The following is a 15,285-nucleotide window of genomic DNA, read 5'->3' on the forward strand; positions in this document are numbered from 1 at the left end:
CCCGGTCAGCTCCCGTCCTGCTGCGACTGCTCCTGCTGCGACTGCTCCGCCCGGCCCTCCTCCGGCCGGTCCCGATCCGCGTCGCGCGGGGGGCGGCCGCGGCGGGCGATCGGCCGTACCCCGGTCGGCAGCCGGCCGGCGTCGGTCAGCGCGCGCCGCAGCAGGAACTCGATCTGCGCGTTGGCGCTGCGCAGCTCGTCCGAGGCCCACCGGCTGACCGCGTCGTGGATGGCGGGGTCGAGCCGCAGCAGCACCTTCTTGCGCTCGCGATCGCGCTCGGTGCCGCGCGGCGCCTGGGAATCCGTCACGCGTACAGGGTGCCGGTGTTCAGCACCGGCTGGGCGGCCCGCTCGCCGCAGAGCACCACCAGCAGGTTGCTGACCATCGCGGCCTTGCGCTCCTCGTCGAGGTCGACCAGCCCCTGTTCCGCGATGCGTTGCAGGGCGGACTCCACCATGCCGACCGCGCCGTCCACGATGGTGGCCCGGGCGGCCACGATGGCGCCGGCCTGCTGGCGCTGCAGCATGGCCGAGGCGATCTCCGGCGCGTACGCGAGGTGGGTGAAGCGCGACTCGATGATCCGCACGCCGGCCGACTCCACCCGGGCGGAGATCTCCGTCGACAACTGCTCGGTGATGATCTCCGCGTTCTCCCGCAGGCTCAGCTCCTCGGTGCCGTGCGCGTCGTAGGCGTAGTGGGTGGCGATGTGCCGGACCGCGGTGTCGGTCTGGATGGAGACGAACTTGGTGAAGTCGTCCACCTCGAAGACCGCCTGGGCGGTGTCGGTGACCCGCCAGACCACCACGCAGGAGATCTCGATCGGGTTGCCGTAGGCGTCGTTGACCTTCAGCACCGCCGTCTCGTGGTTGCGCAGCCGGGTGGAGATGGCCCGGCGCGAGGTGAACGGGTTGACCCACCGCAGGCCGTCCTCGCGGATGGTGCCGCGGTAGCGGCCGAACAGCTGGATGACCCGGGCCTGGCCGGGGGCGACCTGGGTCAGGCCGCGCATCATCAGTGCGTTCAGCACGATCAGCGCGACGCCGATCCACACCAGGGCGACCGACAGGTCCGACGACATCCCGTCCGCCTGGTTGCCGCCCAGCACCATCAGCGTGATGGCGGCGGCGAGCACGAACGGCGCCGCGAGCAGGAACGGCAGCCCCGCCGAACCCGTCGCCCGGCGTTCGGCCACTCGCGGCTTGGGCATCTGCGGTACGTCGCTGACCTGCGACCGGTCGGTGTCGGGCATGGCTTCCCTCGTTTCCCAGCGGTGGTGCGTGCTGTCACGCTCCTAGCAAAGTGATAGCACATTTTTTGGTTCCGGGAACCTGGCGTGGCTCTTCTCACGCCCCAGGAGGGCTGATTTCGTGCGACTTTCGTCAAATAAGGTCAGGTGCCGGTGTTAAGTTCGTCGGTCTGCGCCGAGGTGTGTTACGAGGGAGTCAGGCCGTGGGAACCAGGGGCAAGGTGAAGCCGACCCGCGTGGAACGGCAGGGGGGCAAACCCAGACGCCGGATCCTGCGGTGGGTCCTCGGGGGCGTCTTCCTCATCGTGCTGGCCGGCATGGGCGCGTTCCTGGCGCTCTACTACTCGGTGAACATCCCCGACGCCAACAGCGCCGCCACCGCCCAGGCCAACATCTACCAGCTGTCCAACGGCCAGGTCATCGCCCGCACCGGCCAGATCAACCGGCAGAAGGTGGAGCTGGACCAGGTGCCGCTGCCGGTGCAGCACGCCTTCGTGGCCGCCGAGAACAAGACGTTCTACACCGACAGCGGCGTGGACCTGAAGGGCATGGCCCGCGGCGTCTACAACACGCTGTCCGGCAAGGGCACCCAGGGCGGCTCGACCATCACCCAGCAGTACGTCAAGAACTACTACCTGGAGCAGAACCAGACCGTCAGCCGCAAGGCCAAGGAACTGATCATCTCGCTCAAGGTCGACCAGGACGTCAGCAAGAGCCAGATACTCGACGGCTACCTCAACACCTGCTACTTCGGCCGCGGCGCCTACGGCATCCAGGCCGCCGCCCAGGCCTACTACGGCATCGACGCCGGCAAGCTGACCGTCGAGCAGGGCGCCTACCTCGCCGCGCTGGTCCAGGCGCCCAGCGAGTACGACATGGCCGTCGCCGACCCCACCGAGAAGCAGCTCGCGCTGGCCCGGTGGCACTACGTGCTGAACAACATGGTCGGCATGAAGTGGCTCACCCCGCAGGCGCTGGCCAAGGCGACGTTCCAGCAGCCGATCAAGCCCAAGCCCGCCCCCGGACTGACCGGCCAGAACAGCTACCTGGTCACTCTCGCCCAGGACGAGCTCAACGCGTCCGGCGAACTGCCCACCGCCCAGCTGGCGGCCGGCGGGTACACCGTCACGCTGAGCATCGACCCGGCCAAGCAGAAGGACCTGCTGGCGGCGGTCAAGACCCAGGTCACCGACCGGCTCAACACCAAGCTGCGGCCCAAGGACGCCAACGCCCAGGTCGGCGCGGCCTCCGTCGACCCGAGTACCGGCTACATCGTGGCCCTGTACGGCGGCGTCGGCCCCCCGCAGCACTACGAGCCCAACGAGACCCGCGCCGACTACCAGGTCGCCTCCACGTTCAAGCCGGTCGAGCTGGCCTCGGCGCTGGAGAACAAGGCGACCGACCAGGCCGGTCAGCCGATCACGGCGAACACCGTCTACAGCGGCAAGTCCGGCCGCCCGGTGGTCGGCACCTCGGTGCCGTTCGCGCCGCCCAACGAGGACGGCGCCAACTACGGCGACATCACCGTGCAGAAGGCGATGGACGACTCGGTCAACTCCGTCTTCGCCCAGCTCGCGGTGGACGTGGGGCTGGACAAGGTCGCCAACACCGCGGTCTCGCTCGGCATGCCCGCCGACACCCCCGACCTGCGCGAGGGCCCGGCCATCGCGCTCGGCACCATGGGCGCGAGCCCGCTGACCATGGCCGGCATCTACGCCACGTTCGACAACCACGGCGTCAAGGTCACCCCGACCATCGTCAAGTCCGTGGTACGCGCCGGCCAGAAGGTCGCGCTGAAGAACCCCATCGGCAGCCAGGTCATCAGCCGCGACACCGCCGACTCGGTCACCTCGGTGCTCACCGGTGTGGTCAACTCCGGTACCGGTACCGCCGCCCGGCAGCCCAGCCAGGTGGCCGGCAAGACCGGCACGTCCGACAACAACAAGTCGGCCTGGTTCACCGGCTACACCCCGGACCTGGTCACCTCGGTGGGCATGTTCGGCCAGGACGCCAAGACCAACGCCCAGGTCCCGCTGACCGGCACCGGCAGCCCCGACCCGCAGTTCCGCGTCAACGGCGGCGGCTACCCGGCGCAGATCTGGGGCCAGTACACCCACGCCGCGCTGGAGAGCCGGCCGCCGCGCAAGTTCGACCTGGAGACCGACCAGGGCGACGCCGTCGCGCCGCCGCCCAGCCCGTCGGTGTCGGTGTCGGCCCCGGCGTCCTCCGCGCCGCCGTCGACGCCGCCGTCCAGCCCGCCGCCGTCCCTGCCGCCGTCCAGCCCGCCGGTGTCGCCGCCGGTCTCCGGCTCGCCGCCGCCCGGCCAGCCCACCGGCCCGCCGAGCCCGTCCACCTCGCTCTCCCCGGGGACGACCCAGCCGCAGTACCGCCAGGCCCAGCGCGCCACCCGCAGCGGCTCCGCCACCCCGTGACACCCCAGCAGGGCCCGGCGTCCTTCCCGGACGCCGGGCCCTGCTGGGTGTCCGCCCGCCGTGCCGCGGCTCGCGGTCAGCCGCCGTTGACCGCGGTGGCGATGCGGTCGCCGGTCTCCTTGTCGATGCTGCGCCAGTAGCGCAGCGCCCGGTCCAGCACCGGCCGGCTCACGCCGTCCATCAGGTGCCCGGCGACGTTCGACACCAGCCGGGTGCGCGCCGCGTCGTCCAGCACCTGGCGCACCATCGTCCCCGGCTGGCCGAAGTCGTCGTCCTCGCGGTGCGCGGTGTACGCCTCGCGGACCATCTCGCCGGCCGCGCGCCAGCCGGCGATGTCCCGGTGGGCCTCCGCCGAGGCCGCCGGGCCGCCGTAGGAGTTCGGCGCGTACGGCGCACCGGTACGGGCCGGCTCGAAGCGCATCGGGCCGTCCTTGGCGTAGGAGTGCACCGGCACGTGCGGCCGGTTCGGCGGCAGCTGCGCGTAGTTCGGGCCGATCCGGTAGCGGTGGGTGTCGGGGTAGGAGAACAGCCGGCCCAGCAGCATCTTGTCCGGGGAGGGCGCGATGCCCGGCACCATGTTGGCCGGCTCGAACGCCGCCTGCTCGATGTGGACGTGGAAGTCCTCGGGGTTCTTGTCCAGCCGCATCCGGCCGACCTCGATCAGCGGGTAGTCGCCGTGCGGCCACACCTTCGTCAGGTCGAACGGGTTGAACCGGTAGTCCGGGGCGTCGTCGAACGGCATGACCTGCACGTACAGCGTCCACGACGGGTGGTCGCCGCGCTCGATGGCCTGCCACAGGTCCTGCCGGTGCAGGTCGGCGTTCTCCCCGGCCAGCCGGTCGGCGTCCTGCTGGGGGAGGTAGTCGATGCCCTGGTCGGTCTTGAAGTGGTACTTCACCCAGAACTTCTCGCCGCCGCCGTTGACCCACATGAACGTGTGCGACCCGTAGCCGTTCATATGACGGTACGACTTCGGGATGCCGCGGTCGCCCATCAGCCACGTCACCTGGTGCGCCGACTCCGGCGACAGCGTCCAGAAGTCCCACTGCATGTCGTTGTCGCGCAGACCGTTGTCCGGGCGGCGCTTCTGCGAGCGGATGAAGTCCTGGAACTTGATGGTGTCCCGCACGAAGAAGACCGGCGTGTTGTTGCCCACCAGGTCGTAGTTGCCGTGCTGGGTGTAGAACTTCAGCGCGAAGCCGCGCGGGTCGCGCCAGGTGTCCGGGCTGCCCTGCTCACCGGCCACCGTGGAGAACCGGGCCAGCATGTCGGTGCTGCGGCCCGGCTGGAACAGGTCCGCCCTGGTGAACTGGCTGACGTCGTTCGTCACCTCGAAGACGCCGTAGGCACCGCTGCCCTTGGCGTGCACCACCCGCTCCGGCACCCGTTCCCGGTTGAACTGGGCCATCTTCTCGATCAGGTAGTGGTCCTGGAGCAGGATCGGGCCGTCCGGGCCGATGGTCAGCGAGTGCTCGTCGCTCTCGACCGGGATGCCGGCGTTGTTGGTCGTGTGGGGGCTGGTCATCGGGCGTCTCTCCCAATGGTGGGGGTTCGGGCCGCTGTGTCCTTGCTCCGCAGTCAACCGCCGGGCCGACACATCGGCAACAGGTGGACGAAGCAAAGCTAACCCGTTGTCAGCCGCCCAAACGGGAAGCCGCCCCCCGGGCCCCCGCGCCCGCCGCGCCCCCCGCGCCCCCGGGCCCGCCGCGTCAGGGCAGCGTCAGCTCGAACCACACCACCTTCCCGGCACTCAGCCGGGTGGCGCCCCACCGCTGCGCCAGCCGCTGCACCAGGAACAGCCCGCGGCCGTTCTCGTCCTGGATGCCCGCGTGCCGCAGCCGCGGCAGCTGCGGCGCGTCGTCGCCGACCTCGCAGCGCAGCACGTCGGTACGCAGCAGGCGCAGCGTGATGGGCCGTCCGGCGTACCGGACCGCGTTCGTCACGATCTCGCTGACCAGCAGCTCCACCGAGTCCGTCAGCTCCTCCAGGCCCCAGCGGTCCAGCGCCCGCCGCACCAGCCGCCGCGCGTGCCCGGCGGTGCGCGGATGCGGCTCCAGGAACCAGTACGCCACGTCGCCCGGCGCGATCCCGTCGAACCGGGCCGCCAGCAGCGCGATGTCGTCGTCGCGGTCGCCCGGGCCCAGGATGTCCAGCACCTCGTCGCACAACGGCTCCAGCGGCGGCGGGCACACGATGGACCCCACCGACCCCAGCCGCTCGCGCAGCCGTTCGATCCCGGCCCACACGTCCCGGGTCCGCGACTCCACCAGACCGTCGGTGTACAGCAGCAGCGTCGCCCCGGCCGGCGCCGGCAGCTCCACCGCGTCGAACGGCACCCCGCCCACCCCGATCGGCGCGCCCTCCGGCACCTTCAGCACCTCGGTACGGCCGTCCGCGTGCAGCATCACGGGCGGCGGATGCCCGGCGTTCGCCACCACCAGGCGGTGCGCGATCGGGTCGTAGACCGCGTACACGCACGTCGCCATCCGGTCGTGGCCCAGCCGCTGCGCCTGCTCGTCGAGGTGGTAGAGCACCTCCTGCGGCGGCAGGTCGAGACCGGCCAGCGTCTGCACCGTCGTGCGCAGCTGGCCCATGATGGCCGCCGACTGCATCGAATGGCCCATCACGTCGCCGACCACCAGCGCCACCCGGCTGCCCGGCAGCGGGATCGCGTCGTACCAGTCACCGCCGACCCGCGCGGTCTCCGCCGCCGGCAGGTACCGGCTCGCCAGCCGCACCCCGGTCGGCTGCGGCAGCGAGTCCGGCAGCATCGCGCGCTGCAACTGGTCGGCGATGTAGGCCTCCCGGCCGTACAGCACCGCCTTGTCCACCCCCAGCGCGGTGTGCGTCGCCAGCTGCGCCGCCACCAGCAGGTCGTCGCCCTCGAACGCCGGACGGTCCGCCCGCCGCAGCATCACCGCCGCGCCGATCACCCGCCGCCGCCCCCGCAGCGGCGCCAGGATCGCCCGGCGGCCGGCCGGCATCTCGCAGGCCACCAGCTCCGCCAGCGCGCCGGACGCCAGCGGCAGGTCCGCGAACAGCGGCCGCACCCCGCGCAGCACCTCCGCCAGCGGCCCGTCCGCGCGCACGTGCGTGGTCTCCGAGGCACCGCTGACCTCCGGCGCCTGCGCCAGCGGCAACCGGGTCGCCGCCCCCGGCCCGTCCGGCAGCGGGGTCTCCGTCGCCTCCTCCGGAACGCGGTCGGTGCGCCGCAGCCGCAGTACCAGCGGCTCCACCGGCCGCTCGTCGCCGACCGGCAGCGGATCGCGCAGGTAGACCAGGATCGCGTCGGCGAACGCCGGCACCACCGAACGGCACAGCCCCAGCACGATCTCGTCCAGGTCCATGCCGCGCGCGATGCGCCGGGTGGCGGCACCCACGTACCGCAGCCGGGACGTCTCGCTCTCCGCCGCACCCGCGTGCGCGCCGCCGCCGCGCCGGCCGCCCTGGGCCGGCCGGCCGCCGCCGGGGGCGGCCTGCTGGTCGCCGCCGCGGCCCGAACCGCCGCCGCGCCCGCCGCCGCTGCCGCCCCGCGCGGTGCGCGGTTTGGACCGCGGCGCGGTGGCGTCCGCCGCCGCCCGGCCGCCCGGGGCCCGCGGGTCCGGCGGTGCCGCCTGCGCGGGTACCGCCGGCTCACCGTCCGGTGCCGGCTCGTGCGGGCGCGCCTCGTCGGTCTCGCCGGCGCTGTTCTCCTCGGCCGCCCGCCTGGGGGCGCGGTGCTCCGTCACGCTGGGGGTTCCATCCATATCCGTCCGTACGCCGCCGGGAGGCCCGTACATCGGCTCAGGCCTGCCGTCGGCAGTGCAGGAAGATCTGCTCCTCCGGCGGCACCTGGGTGCTCGCCGGGGCGTACGAGTGACTGGACTCCTCCACCACGTCGAAGCCGGCGTCCATCACAACAAGGCGCAACTCGTCCCGCAAATATCCCGATACCCGGATCGTCGTGTCCAGGAACGGAATCGGGAAATCATCCACGTCGGCTTCCACCATCCCGAGCGCCAGCAGCCCCCCGGGACGCAGCAGCGCGGCGATCATGCGCAGCGCGTGCGGGATCTCGTGGCGGGGCAGCATCAGCAGCGAGAAGAACGCCGCCACCCCGTCGTAGCGCCCGTCGCCGCCGGCCAGCGCCTCGGCCGGCCCGCCGTCGCGCAGGTCGGCCAGGTCGAGGTGGTGGATGTCGGCCTGCGGCACGTTGGCGCGGGCGAGTTCCACCATCAGCCGGGAGGCGTCCACCCCGGTGACGCGGTGGCCGGCGTCCACCAGTTGCCGGGCGGTCGGCAGCCCGGAGCCGCAGCCCAGGTCGAGCACGGCCGCGCCGGCCGGCAGCGAGGCCGCCAGCCACGCGCCGGCCGCCCACTGGCCCTCCTTGAGCGGGAACGCCTGGTCGTACCGCTCACCGATGGCGTCGAACGCCTCGGCCTGACCGTCGCGATCGCGGCCCAACTCGTCGTAGTGGCCGATGACTTCGGACTCCACGTGTTCCCCGACTCCCTGCTTCCCCGACCCAGCGTCAAGTCCGGCTGCCGACTTGCGTTTCCCTGAGTACTCAAACTGCGAAGGACGATCCTATGTATGAAGAGGCGGGGGTCAACAGGAGGCTTACCCAATCAGTTGCTTCCGCTCACGGTACCCGCACCGCCCCCGGCCGCGGGGGTGAACCGGTCCCAATCGTCGGGCAGTGCCGGCACCGGCCACGCCGGGTCCGGCCGCCAGTCCTGCCAGCCGTCCCCGAACGGCGGGCCGCCCGCCTCGATCACCCGCACCGCGCGGGCCCCGGCCGAGCGCACCCGCTCGGCGAGTTCCGCCTCCATCAGCCCGTCGGCCTGCGCCTGCGCGAACTCGTCCTCGTCCCGCCAGCCCCACGTCCGGTCCGGATTGACGTGGATGTCGAGGAAGTGGTCCTGGGAGTCCACCCCGCCCGCCCATCGGCGGCGCGGCTCCTCGAGGTTCACGTACCAGTTCTTGAACCGCCAGCCCGGCTCCCAGAACAGCCACACCGACCACGGCTCGTCCGGCCGCGCCAGCTTCAGCACCCCGGTGCCCCACCAGCGCTCCACCCGCGTCGTGCGCGGCTTGCGGTACCGGGTCGCCAGCGGTTCGCGGTAGACCGGCGTGCCGTCCGCCAGCACCGGCTTGACGCACCGGGTGCCCGGCGCCATCCACACCGCCAGCACCTCCGGATCGTCGCGGACCACGGTCACCGGTCTTGCGATGTGCACCTGGTCGCGGTGCCCGGGCCCGTTGCCCCGGTACCGCCACAACACCTGTGTCCCCGGCCGCCAGTAGGTGTCTCTCGCGCCTCCTGGCGGGAAGGCGGTGGAAGATTCGGCTGTCATGAACCGATCCTAGGAGCCGCGGGCCGTCCCGGTAACCGGGTGTGACATGACGTCACAGCCGCGTCACACGGCACCGGCCCGGCCGACCAGGCGTCATGGCCGCGTCATGCGCAGGACATCCAGCGCCTCGTCGAGCTGCGCCTCGGTCAGGTCGCCGCGCTCGACGTAGCCGCGCGCCAGCACCACCTCGCGGATCGTCGAACCCTCCGCCAGCGCCTGCTTGGCCACCTTGGCGGCCTCCTCGTAGCCGATGTACCGGTTCAGCGGCGTGACCACCGACGGCGAGGACTCCGCGTACCGCCGGGCCCGCTCCACGTTGGCCGTCACCCCCGACACCGCGCGGTCCGCCAGCAGCCGCGTCACGTTCGCCAGCAGCCGCACCGACCGCAGCACGTTGTCCGCGATCACCGGCAGCGTCACGTTCAGCTCGAACGTGCCGGACGCCCCCGCCCACGCCACCGTCGCGTCGTTGCCCACCACCTGGGCCGCGACCATCACCACCGCCTCCGGGATCACCGGGTTGACCTTGCCCGGCATGATCGACGAACCCGGTTGCAGGTCCGGCAGGTTGATCTCCGCCAGGCCGGCCCGCGGCCCGGAGCCCATCCACCGCAGGTCGTTGGCGATCTTCGTCAGCCCGACCGCGATCACCCGCAGCTGCCCGGAGGTCTCCACGATCGCGTCCCGCGCGCCCTGCGCCTCGAAGTGGTCGCGCGCCTCGGTCAGCGGCAGGCCGCTGTCTCCGGCGAGTTTCTCCACGACCGCCTTCGCGAACCCGGGCGGGGTGTTGATCCCGGTGCCCACCGCCGTGCCGCCCAGCGGGAGTTCGGCCAGCCGCGGCAGCGTGGACAGCAGCCGCTCCACCCCGTAGCGCACCTGGGCGGCGTACCCGCCGAACTCCTGGCCCAGCGTCACCGGCGTGGCGTCCATCAGGTGGGTGCGCCCGGCCTTCACCACGTCGGCGAACTCCGCCGCCTTCGCCTCCAGCGCGGTCGCCAGGTACTCCAGCGCCGGGATCAGGTCCCGCACCACCGCCGAGGTCGTCGCGATGTGGATCGCGGAGGGGAAGACGTCGTTGGAGGACTGGGAGGCGTTCACCTCGTCGTTGGGGTGCACCGGCCGGTCCCCGCCCAGCCGCTCGGCGGCCAGCGTCGCGATCACCTCGTTGGCGTTCATGTTCGACGACGTGCCCGACCCGGTCTGGAAGACGTCCACCGGGAACTCCGCGTCCCAGCGCCCGTCCGCCACCTCGCCGGCCGCTGCGGCGATCGCCGCCGCGACCCGCGCGTCCACCACGCCCAGGTCGGCGTTGACCAGCGCCGCGGCCGCCTTGATCCGGCCCAGCGCCTCGATCAGCGCCCGCTCGATCGGCTGCCCCGACACCGGGAAGTTCTCCACCGCCCGCTGCGTCTGCGCCCGCCACTTCGCCTTCGCCGGAACCCGCACCTCACCCATCGAGTCGTGCTCGGTCCGGAACGCGTCCTTGTCACTCATACCTATGACAGTGCCCCGGACGCCGCGTTCTGTTCCCGGCGGACACCGGGTGCGCCCGATCGGGGTGGGCGCGGTGCTCACCGGGCGCGGTGCTCACCGGACGCGGGCGCGGTGCTCACCGGAGGCGGACGCGGTGGCCGCCGGACGCGGACGCGGTGCCGCCGGGTGCGGTGCTCACCGGAGGCGGCGGGTCACCGGAGGCGGTGGGCCGCCGGATCGCGGGTGCCGCCGTCCGCCGGGGCACGTCCGCCGGGGCACGTCCGCCCGGTCACGGCCGCCCGGTCACGGCCGCCGGGTCACGGCCGCCCGGTCACGGCCGCCGGGTCACGGCCGCCGGGCGCTGGCGAAGGCCACGAACGCGGTCCACTGGGCGGCGCCGAACGTCAGGACCGGGCCGGCCGGGTCCTTGGAGTCGCGGACGGCGACCGTGCCGCCGTCGCGGGCGACCTCGACGCAGTTGCCGCCCTCGGGGCCGCTGTGGCTGGAGGCACGCCAGGGGACCGGGAACCGCGGGGCCCGGGCGAACGCGGTGAACCGGTACTCCCGCGCGAGCGTGTCGATCAGCGCGGCCGACTCCTGCGGTGGCAGCGCGGCGGCCCGCACCAGGTCGAAGCTCTGCCGCAGTCTGCGCACGATGGCCGGATCCGACAGCACCTGCCCGGCGCACGGGCCCTCGACGTAGGCGACGGTCGGCTGGTCCCGCAGCTCCATCAACGTCACCGAGCCCGAGGCCAGCGCGTGGGCGCCGGCCGAGAAGGGCAGCACCTGGATGACCACGCGGTGGGTGCCGATCAGCTGGGTGAGGTGCAGCAGCTGCCCCCGCATGACCTCCGGCCCGCCGACCGGGGTGCGCAGCACGGACTCGTGGATGATCACCCACAGTTGCGCCCCGCACGTGCCGTCCTTGGTGCGCAGGACCTTCGCGCGGCCCATGCGGGTGGCGGTCCTGCGGTCGATCTCCTCCTCGGTCAGGAACGGGCTGCCGGCCCGGAAGACCGCCCGCGCGTAGTCCGGGGTCTGGAGCAGCCCGAACACCAGCGTCGCGGAGAAGTCCTCGATCTTCGTCGCCATCTGCTCGTTCTTCGCCTGGTGCTGGAAGTAGTCGGGGAAGTACGGCGTCCGCGTCGCCATCTCCCACACCCGGGTCAGGTGGCCGTCCGAGGCCAGCACTACGTCCATGTGCTCGACGTCCTGCCGGCGTTTCGGCCACCGCGCGCCGGTCTCGAACAGGCCGACGTAGGAGCCCGTGATGTACAGGAGTTTGCCCAGTTCGGCCTGGGTGAGGCCGGCCGCCTCCCGCAGCCGGCGGAACTCCGAGCCGAAGAAGGCGCGCGGGTTGCTCGACCCGTCGATCTCCTTGATGTTGACCATCGCGGACTCCCCGTGGTGCGGTGCGGCACGGTGCCGTGGGCGGTCTTGCACCCTAGTGCCGCCCATCAGCAGCTGGTAGCGCTTCCAGCACAATGGGTGACGAATGCCGTAGTCCCCGCACCGCGCCCGGTTGACCCCGGTTGACGCGGCCCGCGCGGGACGGCGCACGCGGCCCGGCGCGGCGGCACCGCCCGCGCGGCCCGGCGCACGCAGTACGGCCCGGGGCGTTGTCGCTGCCCCGGGCCGTACTGCGTGGATGCGGTGATGTGACGTGACGTGCGGTGCCGCGCGGTCAGGACCGGGCGCGCACCGGGATCGAGGTGAAGGTGGGGGCGGGGGAGGGGTCGGTGAAGAAGTCGTTGCCCTTGTCGTCCACGACGATGAAGGCGGGGAAGTCCTCGACCTCGATCCTCCAGACCGCCTCCATGCCGAGTTCGGCGTACTCCAGGACGTCGACCTTCTTGATGCAGTCCTGGGCGAGCCGGGCGGCCGGGCCGCCGATGGAGCCGAGGTAGAACCCGCCGTGCGCCGCGCACGCCGTGGTGACCTGGGTCGAGCGGTTGCCCTTGGCGAGCATGACCAGGGAGCCGCCGGCCGCCTGGAACTGCTCGACGTAGGCGTCCATCCGGCCCGCGGTGGTGGGGCCGAACGACCCGGACGCGTAGCCCTCGGGGGTCTTGGCCGGCCCGGCGTAGTAGACGGCGTGGTCGCGCAGGTACTGCGGCATCTCCTCGCCGGCGTCGAGACGTTCCTTGATCTTGGCGTGCGCGATGTCGCGGGCCACCACCAGCGGCCCCGACAGCGACAGCCGGGTCTTGACCGGGTACTTCGTCAGCTCCGCGCGGATCTCGCTCATCGGACGGTTGAGGTCGACGCGCACCACGTCGTCGTCGAGGTGCTCGTCGGTGGTCTCCGGCAGGAACCGCGCCGGGTCGGTCTCCAGCTGCTCCAGGAAGACGCCCTCGGCGGTGATCTTCGCCTTCGCCTGCCGGTCGGCCGAGCAGGAGACCGCGATGGCCACCGGGCAGGACGCACCGTGCCGCGGCAGCCGCACCACCCGCACGTCGTGGCAGAAGTACTTGCCGCCGAACTGCGCGCCGATGCCGATCCGCTGGGTCAGCTCGAAGACCTTCTGCTCCAGCTCGCGGTCCCGGAAGCCGTGGCCGGCCGGCGAACCCTGCGCCGGCAGCTCGTCGAGGTAGTGCGCGGAGGCGTACTTGGCGGTCTTCAGCGCGAACTCCGCCGACGTGCCGCCCACCACGATCGCCAGGTGGTACGGCGGGCAGGCCGCGGTGCCCAGCGAGCGGATCTTCTCCTCCAGGAACCGCATCATGGACGCCTCGTTGAGGACGGCCTTGGTCTCCTGGTAGAGGAACGACTTGTTCGCCGAACCGCCGCCCTTGGCCATGAACAGGAACTTGTAGGCGTCGCCGTCGGTCGCGTACAGCTCGATCTGGGCCGGCAGGTTGGAGCCGGTGTTGCGCTCGTCCCACATCGTCAGCGGCGCCATCTGCGAGTACCGCAGGTTGAGCTTGGTGTACGCGTCGAAGATGCCGCGCGACAGGGCCTCCTCGTCACCGCCGGAGGTCAGCACGTGCTGGCCGCGCTTGCCCATCACGATCGCGGTGCCGGTGTCCTGGCACATCGGCAGCACGCCCGCGGCGGCGATGTTGGCGTTCTTCAGCAGGTCCAGCGCCACGAACCGGTCGTTGGCGCTGGCCTGCGGGTCGTCCAGGATCCGCCGCAGCTGCGCGAGGTGCTCCGGGCGCAGGTAGTGCGAGATGTCGTGCATCGCCTCGGCCGCCAGCAGCCGCAGCGCCTCCGGCTCGACGGTGAGGAAGGTGCGCCCGCCCGCCTCGACGGTGGACACGCCCTCGGAGGTCACCAGGCGGTACGGCGTCTCGTCCGCACCGGTCGGCAGCAGATCCGTATGGACGAACTCGGGCATCGTGATCAGTTCCTCACTCGGCGGCGTCGACGAAGCCCGACCAGCGTATGCCGCCGCGCCGGGCCGTCGCGGCCGGGGGACGGTGTCCCTGGTCACGATCTATCGCGTTTGGCTATCGTGGGGGCGTGGACGAGTCACCGCTCCAGAAGCGAGAGCAGCAGCCCCAGAACCCCCCGGCGCGCAAGCCTTACGCCGAGGCCGACATCCGCGCCTCCGACGCGGACCGCGACCGGGTCGCGGAGATCCTGGGGGAGGCGCTCGCCGAGGGCCGCCTCGACCCCGAGGAGCACTCCGAGCGGATCGACGCCGTCTACCGGGCGAAGACCGTCGGCGCGCTGGAGCCGCTGGTACGGGACCTGCCGGCCGTTCCCGGCGGCGCGGTGCCCCGGCCGGCGCCGCGGGACCGGTCCGGCGGCGAGTACGCCGGGTCCGACGGCGAGGCGGACAACCTGGTCGCCGTCTTCAGCGGCGCCAGCCGCAAGGGCCGCTGGCGCGTCGGGCGCCGCACCAACGCGTTCGCCTGCTTCGGCGGCGTCGAACTGGACCTGACCGAGGCGGTCTTCGAACACCGCGAGGTGCGGATCAACACCGTCTCGATCTTCGGCGGTACCGACATCAAGCTCCCGGAGAACGTGACGCTGCGCTGCACCGGCACCGGCATCTTCGGCGGGTTCGACGTCGACAGCCACGAGTCGGCCGACCCGGACGCGCCGGTCGTGGTCATCACCGGCCTCGCCCTGTTCGGCGGCACCAGCGCCAAGCGCCGGGTCGGCCGGCGGCTGAAGTCGTGGGGCCGGGGCCGGGGCTGACGGTCGGCGCCACCCCGCCGCAGAGCCGGTCACCGTTGTCAACTCCTGGGGCGACAAAGCGGGTTGAGACACCAGAATTCCGGGATCGAGGGGCGTGCGGACGCGTACTCTCCGCATGAACGGACGCACAACGGGTAAGCCTCCCGGCGACGTCTCTCGTACGGCTGGGCGGGGAACACGTGATGAGGACAGCTGTGCGCAGCGGCGGGCCAGGGTGACACACAACGCCGAAGCCGTCGTCAGGAGTACCCCGTGCTGCAACCGATCGAGTCCGCGAAGGACGCGACCACGTCCTCGTATCGTCACCCCCGGGATCTGGCCGGCCCGTGGCACGCGGAGGCGGCCTGCCGCCGTGACGAAGCGGGCATGTTCTTCGCTCCGTCGAAGGAGCCGACCGCCGCGCGGCTGTCTCGCGAGGAGGCCGCCAAACAGGTCTGTGCGCGCTGTCCCGTCATGCTGGAGTGCCGCGAGCACGCGCTGCTCCAGCCCGAGCCCTATGGGGTGTGGGGCGGACTGACCGCCGCCGAACGCCGCGTGGTGCTCGCCCGGCGGCGGCGCCGGGACGTGGAACTCCAGCGTGCCACCCGGATCGCCGCGGCGGGCTGACCACCCGACCGGAGCGGGGCCCCGCCGTCGTGGACGGCGGGGC

The 15,285-nt window shown here is 72.3% G+C and carries 12 protein-coding genes; 3 read left to right on the plus strand and 9 right to left on the minus strand.

The features are described 5' to 3' along the window. Positions 1-5: 5 nt before the first annotated feature. Both POF43_RS15025 and POF43_RS15030 read right to left on the minus strand, forming a co-directional pair. Positions 6-308 carry a type II toxin-antitoxin system antitoxin gene (locus POF43_RS15025; protein WP_271322780.1) on the minus strand — a complete coding sequence of 101 codons (303 nt, stop codon included), beginning with the start codon at positions 306-308 and terminating at the stop codon, positions 6-8. Continuing rightward, a complete protein-coding gene (locus tag POF43_RS15030) occupies positions 305-1,249 on the minus strand; it encodes an SPFH domain-containing protein (RefSeq protein ID WP_271322779.1) in 945 nt (314 codons plus the stop codon). The genes POF43_RS15025 and POF43_RS15030 overlap by 4 nt, the downstream gene beginning before the upstream one ends. 233 nt (positions 1,250-1,482) lie before the next feature. Here POF43_RS15030 and POF43_RS15035 point away from each other — a divergent pair, with 233 nt between their 5' ends. After that, a complete protein-coding gene (locus POF43_RS15035) occupies positions 1,483-3,678 on the plus strand; it encodes a transglycosylase domain-containing protein (protein WP_271315416.1) in 2,196 nt (731 codons plus the stop codon). 76 nt (positions 3,679-3,754) lie between these two features. On the opposite strand, the gene POF43_RS15040 is transcribed toward POF43_RS15035, so the two are convergent. From POF43_RS15040 to POF43_RS15070, 7 genes are all read right to left on the minus strand, one after another. Beyond that, a complete protein-coding gene (locus tag POF43_RS15040; protein WP_271322778.1) occupies positions 3,755-5,203 on the minus strand; it encodes a catalase in 1,449 nt (482 codons plus the stop codon). Between the two features lie 184 nt (positions 5,204-5,387). Beyond that, entirely contained in the window at positions 5,388-7,457 is a 2,070-nt protein-coding gene (locus tag POF43_RS15045; protein WP_372516017.1) for an ATP-binding SpoIIE family protein phosphatase, read from the minus strand. Positions 7,458-7,461: 4 nt separating this feature from the next. Next, positions 7,462-8,154 (minus strand): class I SAM-dependent methyltransferase, encoded by a 693-nt coding sequence (locus POF43_RS15050; RefSeq protein ID WP_271316667.1) that lies wholly within the window; start codon positions 8,152-8,154, stop codon positions 7,462-7,464. A gap of 131 nt (positions 8,155-8,285) precedes the next feature. Continuing rightward, entirely contained in the window at positions 8,286-9,014 is a 729-nt protein-coding gene (gene fomD, locus POF43_RS15055) for a cytidylyl-2-hydroxypropylphosphonate hydrolase (protein ID WP_271316666.1), read from the minus strand. Positions 9,015-9,107: 93 nt separating this feature from the next. Next, on the minus strand, positions 9,108-10,508 hold the full coding sequence (locus tag POF43_RS15060) for a class II fumarate hydratase (RefSeq protein WP_271323411.1): 1,401 nt from the start codon (positions 10,506-10,508) through the stop codon (positions 9,108-9,110). A 324-nt stretch (positions 10,509-10,832) separates the two neighbouring features. Further along, complete coding sequence (locus POF43_RS15065) at positions 10,833-11,879, minus strand: Scr1 family TA system antitoxin-like transcriptional regulator (RefSeq protein WP_271316664.1); 1,047 nt, start codon at positions 11,877-11,879, stop codon at positions 10,833-10,835. 292 nt (positions 11,880-12,171) lie between these two features. After that, complete coding sequence (locus POF43_RS15070) at positions 12,172-13,827, minus strand: fumarate hydratase (RefSeq protein ID WP_271323412.1); 1,656 nt, start codon at positions 13,825-13,827, stop codon at positions 12,172-12,174. 125 nt (positions 13,828-13,952) lie between these two features. Here POF43_RS15070 and POF43_RS15075 point away from each other — a divergent pair, with 125 nt between their 5' ends. Next, positions 13,953-14,636: a DUF1707 SHOCT-like domain-containing protein gene (locus POF43_RS15075; RefSeq protein ID WP_271323413.1), complete on the plus strand. Its 684-nt coding sequence runs from the start codon at positions 13,953-13,955 to the stop codon at positions 14,634-14,636. A gap of 252 nt (positions 14,637-14,888) precedes the next feature. Next, positions 14,889-15,242, plus strand: a complete 354-nt coding sequence (locus tag POF43_RS15080) for a WhiB family transcriptional regulator (protein ID WP_372516018.1) — start codon at positions 14,889-14,891, stop codon at positions 15,240-15,242. The last annotated feature ends 43 nt before the right edge of the window (positions 15,243-15,285 follow it).

Source organism: Streptantibioticus silvisoli (assembly GCF_027947535.2).
Taxonomy (GTDB): Bacteria; Actinomycetota; Actinomycetes; order Streptomycetales; family Streptomycetaceae; genus Streptantibioticus_C; species Streptantibioticus_C silvisoli.

What these genes read in the sequence shown, in the direction of transcription:
- POF43_RS15030 (WP_271322779.1), bottom strand. Translation starts at nt 1,249, where the DNA reads ATGCCCGACACCGACCGGTCGCAGGTCAGCGACGTACCGCAGATGCCC.
- POF43_RS15040 (WP_271322778.1), bottom strand. Translation starts at nt 5,203, where the DNA reads ATGACCAGCCCCCACACGACCAACAACGCCGGCATCCCGGTCGAGAGC.
- POF43_RS15045 (WP_372516017.1), bottom strand. Translation starts at nt 7,457, where the DNA reads ATGTACGGGCCTCCCGGCGGCGTACGGACGGATATGGATGGAACCCCC.
- fomD (WP_271316666.1), bottom strand. Translation starts at nt 9,014, where the DNA reads ATGACAGCCGAATCTTCCACCGCCTTCCCGCCAGGAGGCGCGAGAGAC.
- POF43_RS15060 (WP_271323411.1), bottom strand. Translation starts at nt 10,508, where the DNA reads ATGAGTGACAAGGACGCGTTCCGGACCGAGCACGACTCGATGGGTGAG.
- POF43_RS15065 (WP_271316664.1), bottom strand. Translation starts at nt 11,879, where the DNA reads ATGGTCAACATCAAGGAGATCGACGGGTCGAGCAACCCGCGCGCCTTC.
- POF43_RS15070 (WP_271323412.1), bottom strand. Translation starts at nt 13,827, where the DNA reads ATGCCCGAGTTCGTCCATACGGATCTGCTGCCGACCGGTGCGGACGAG.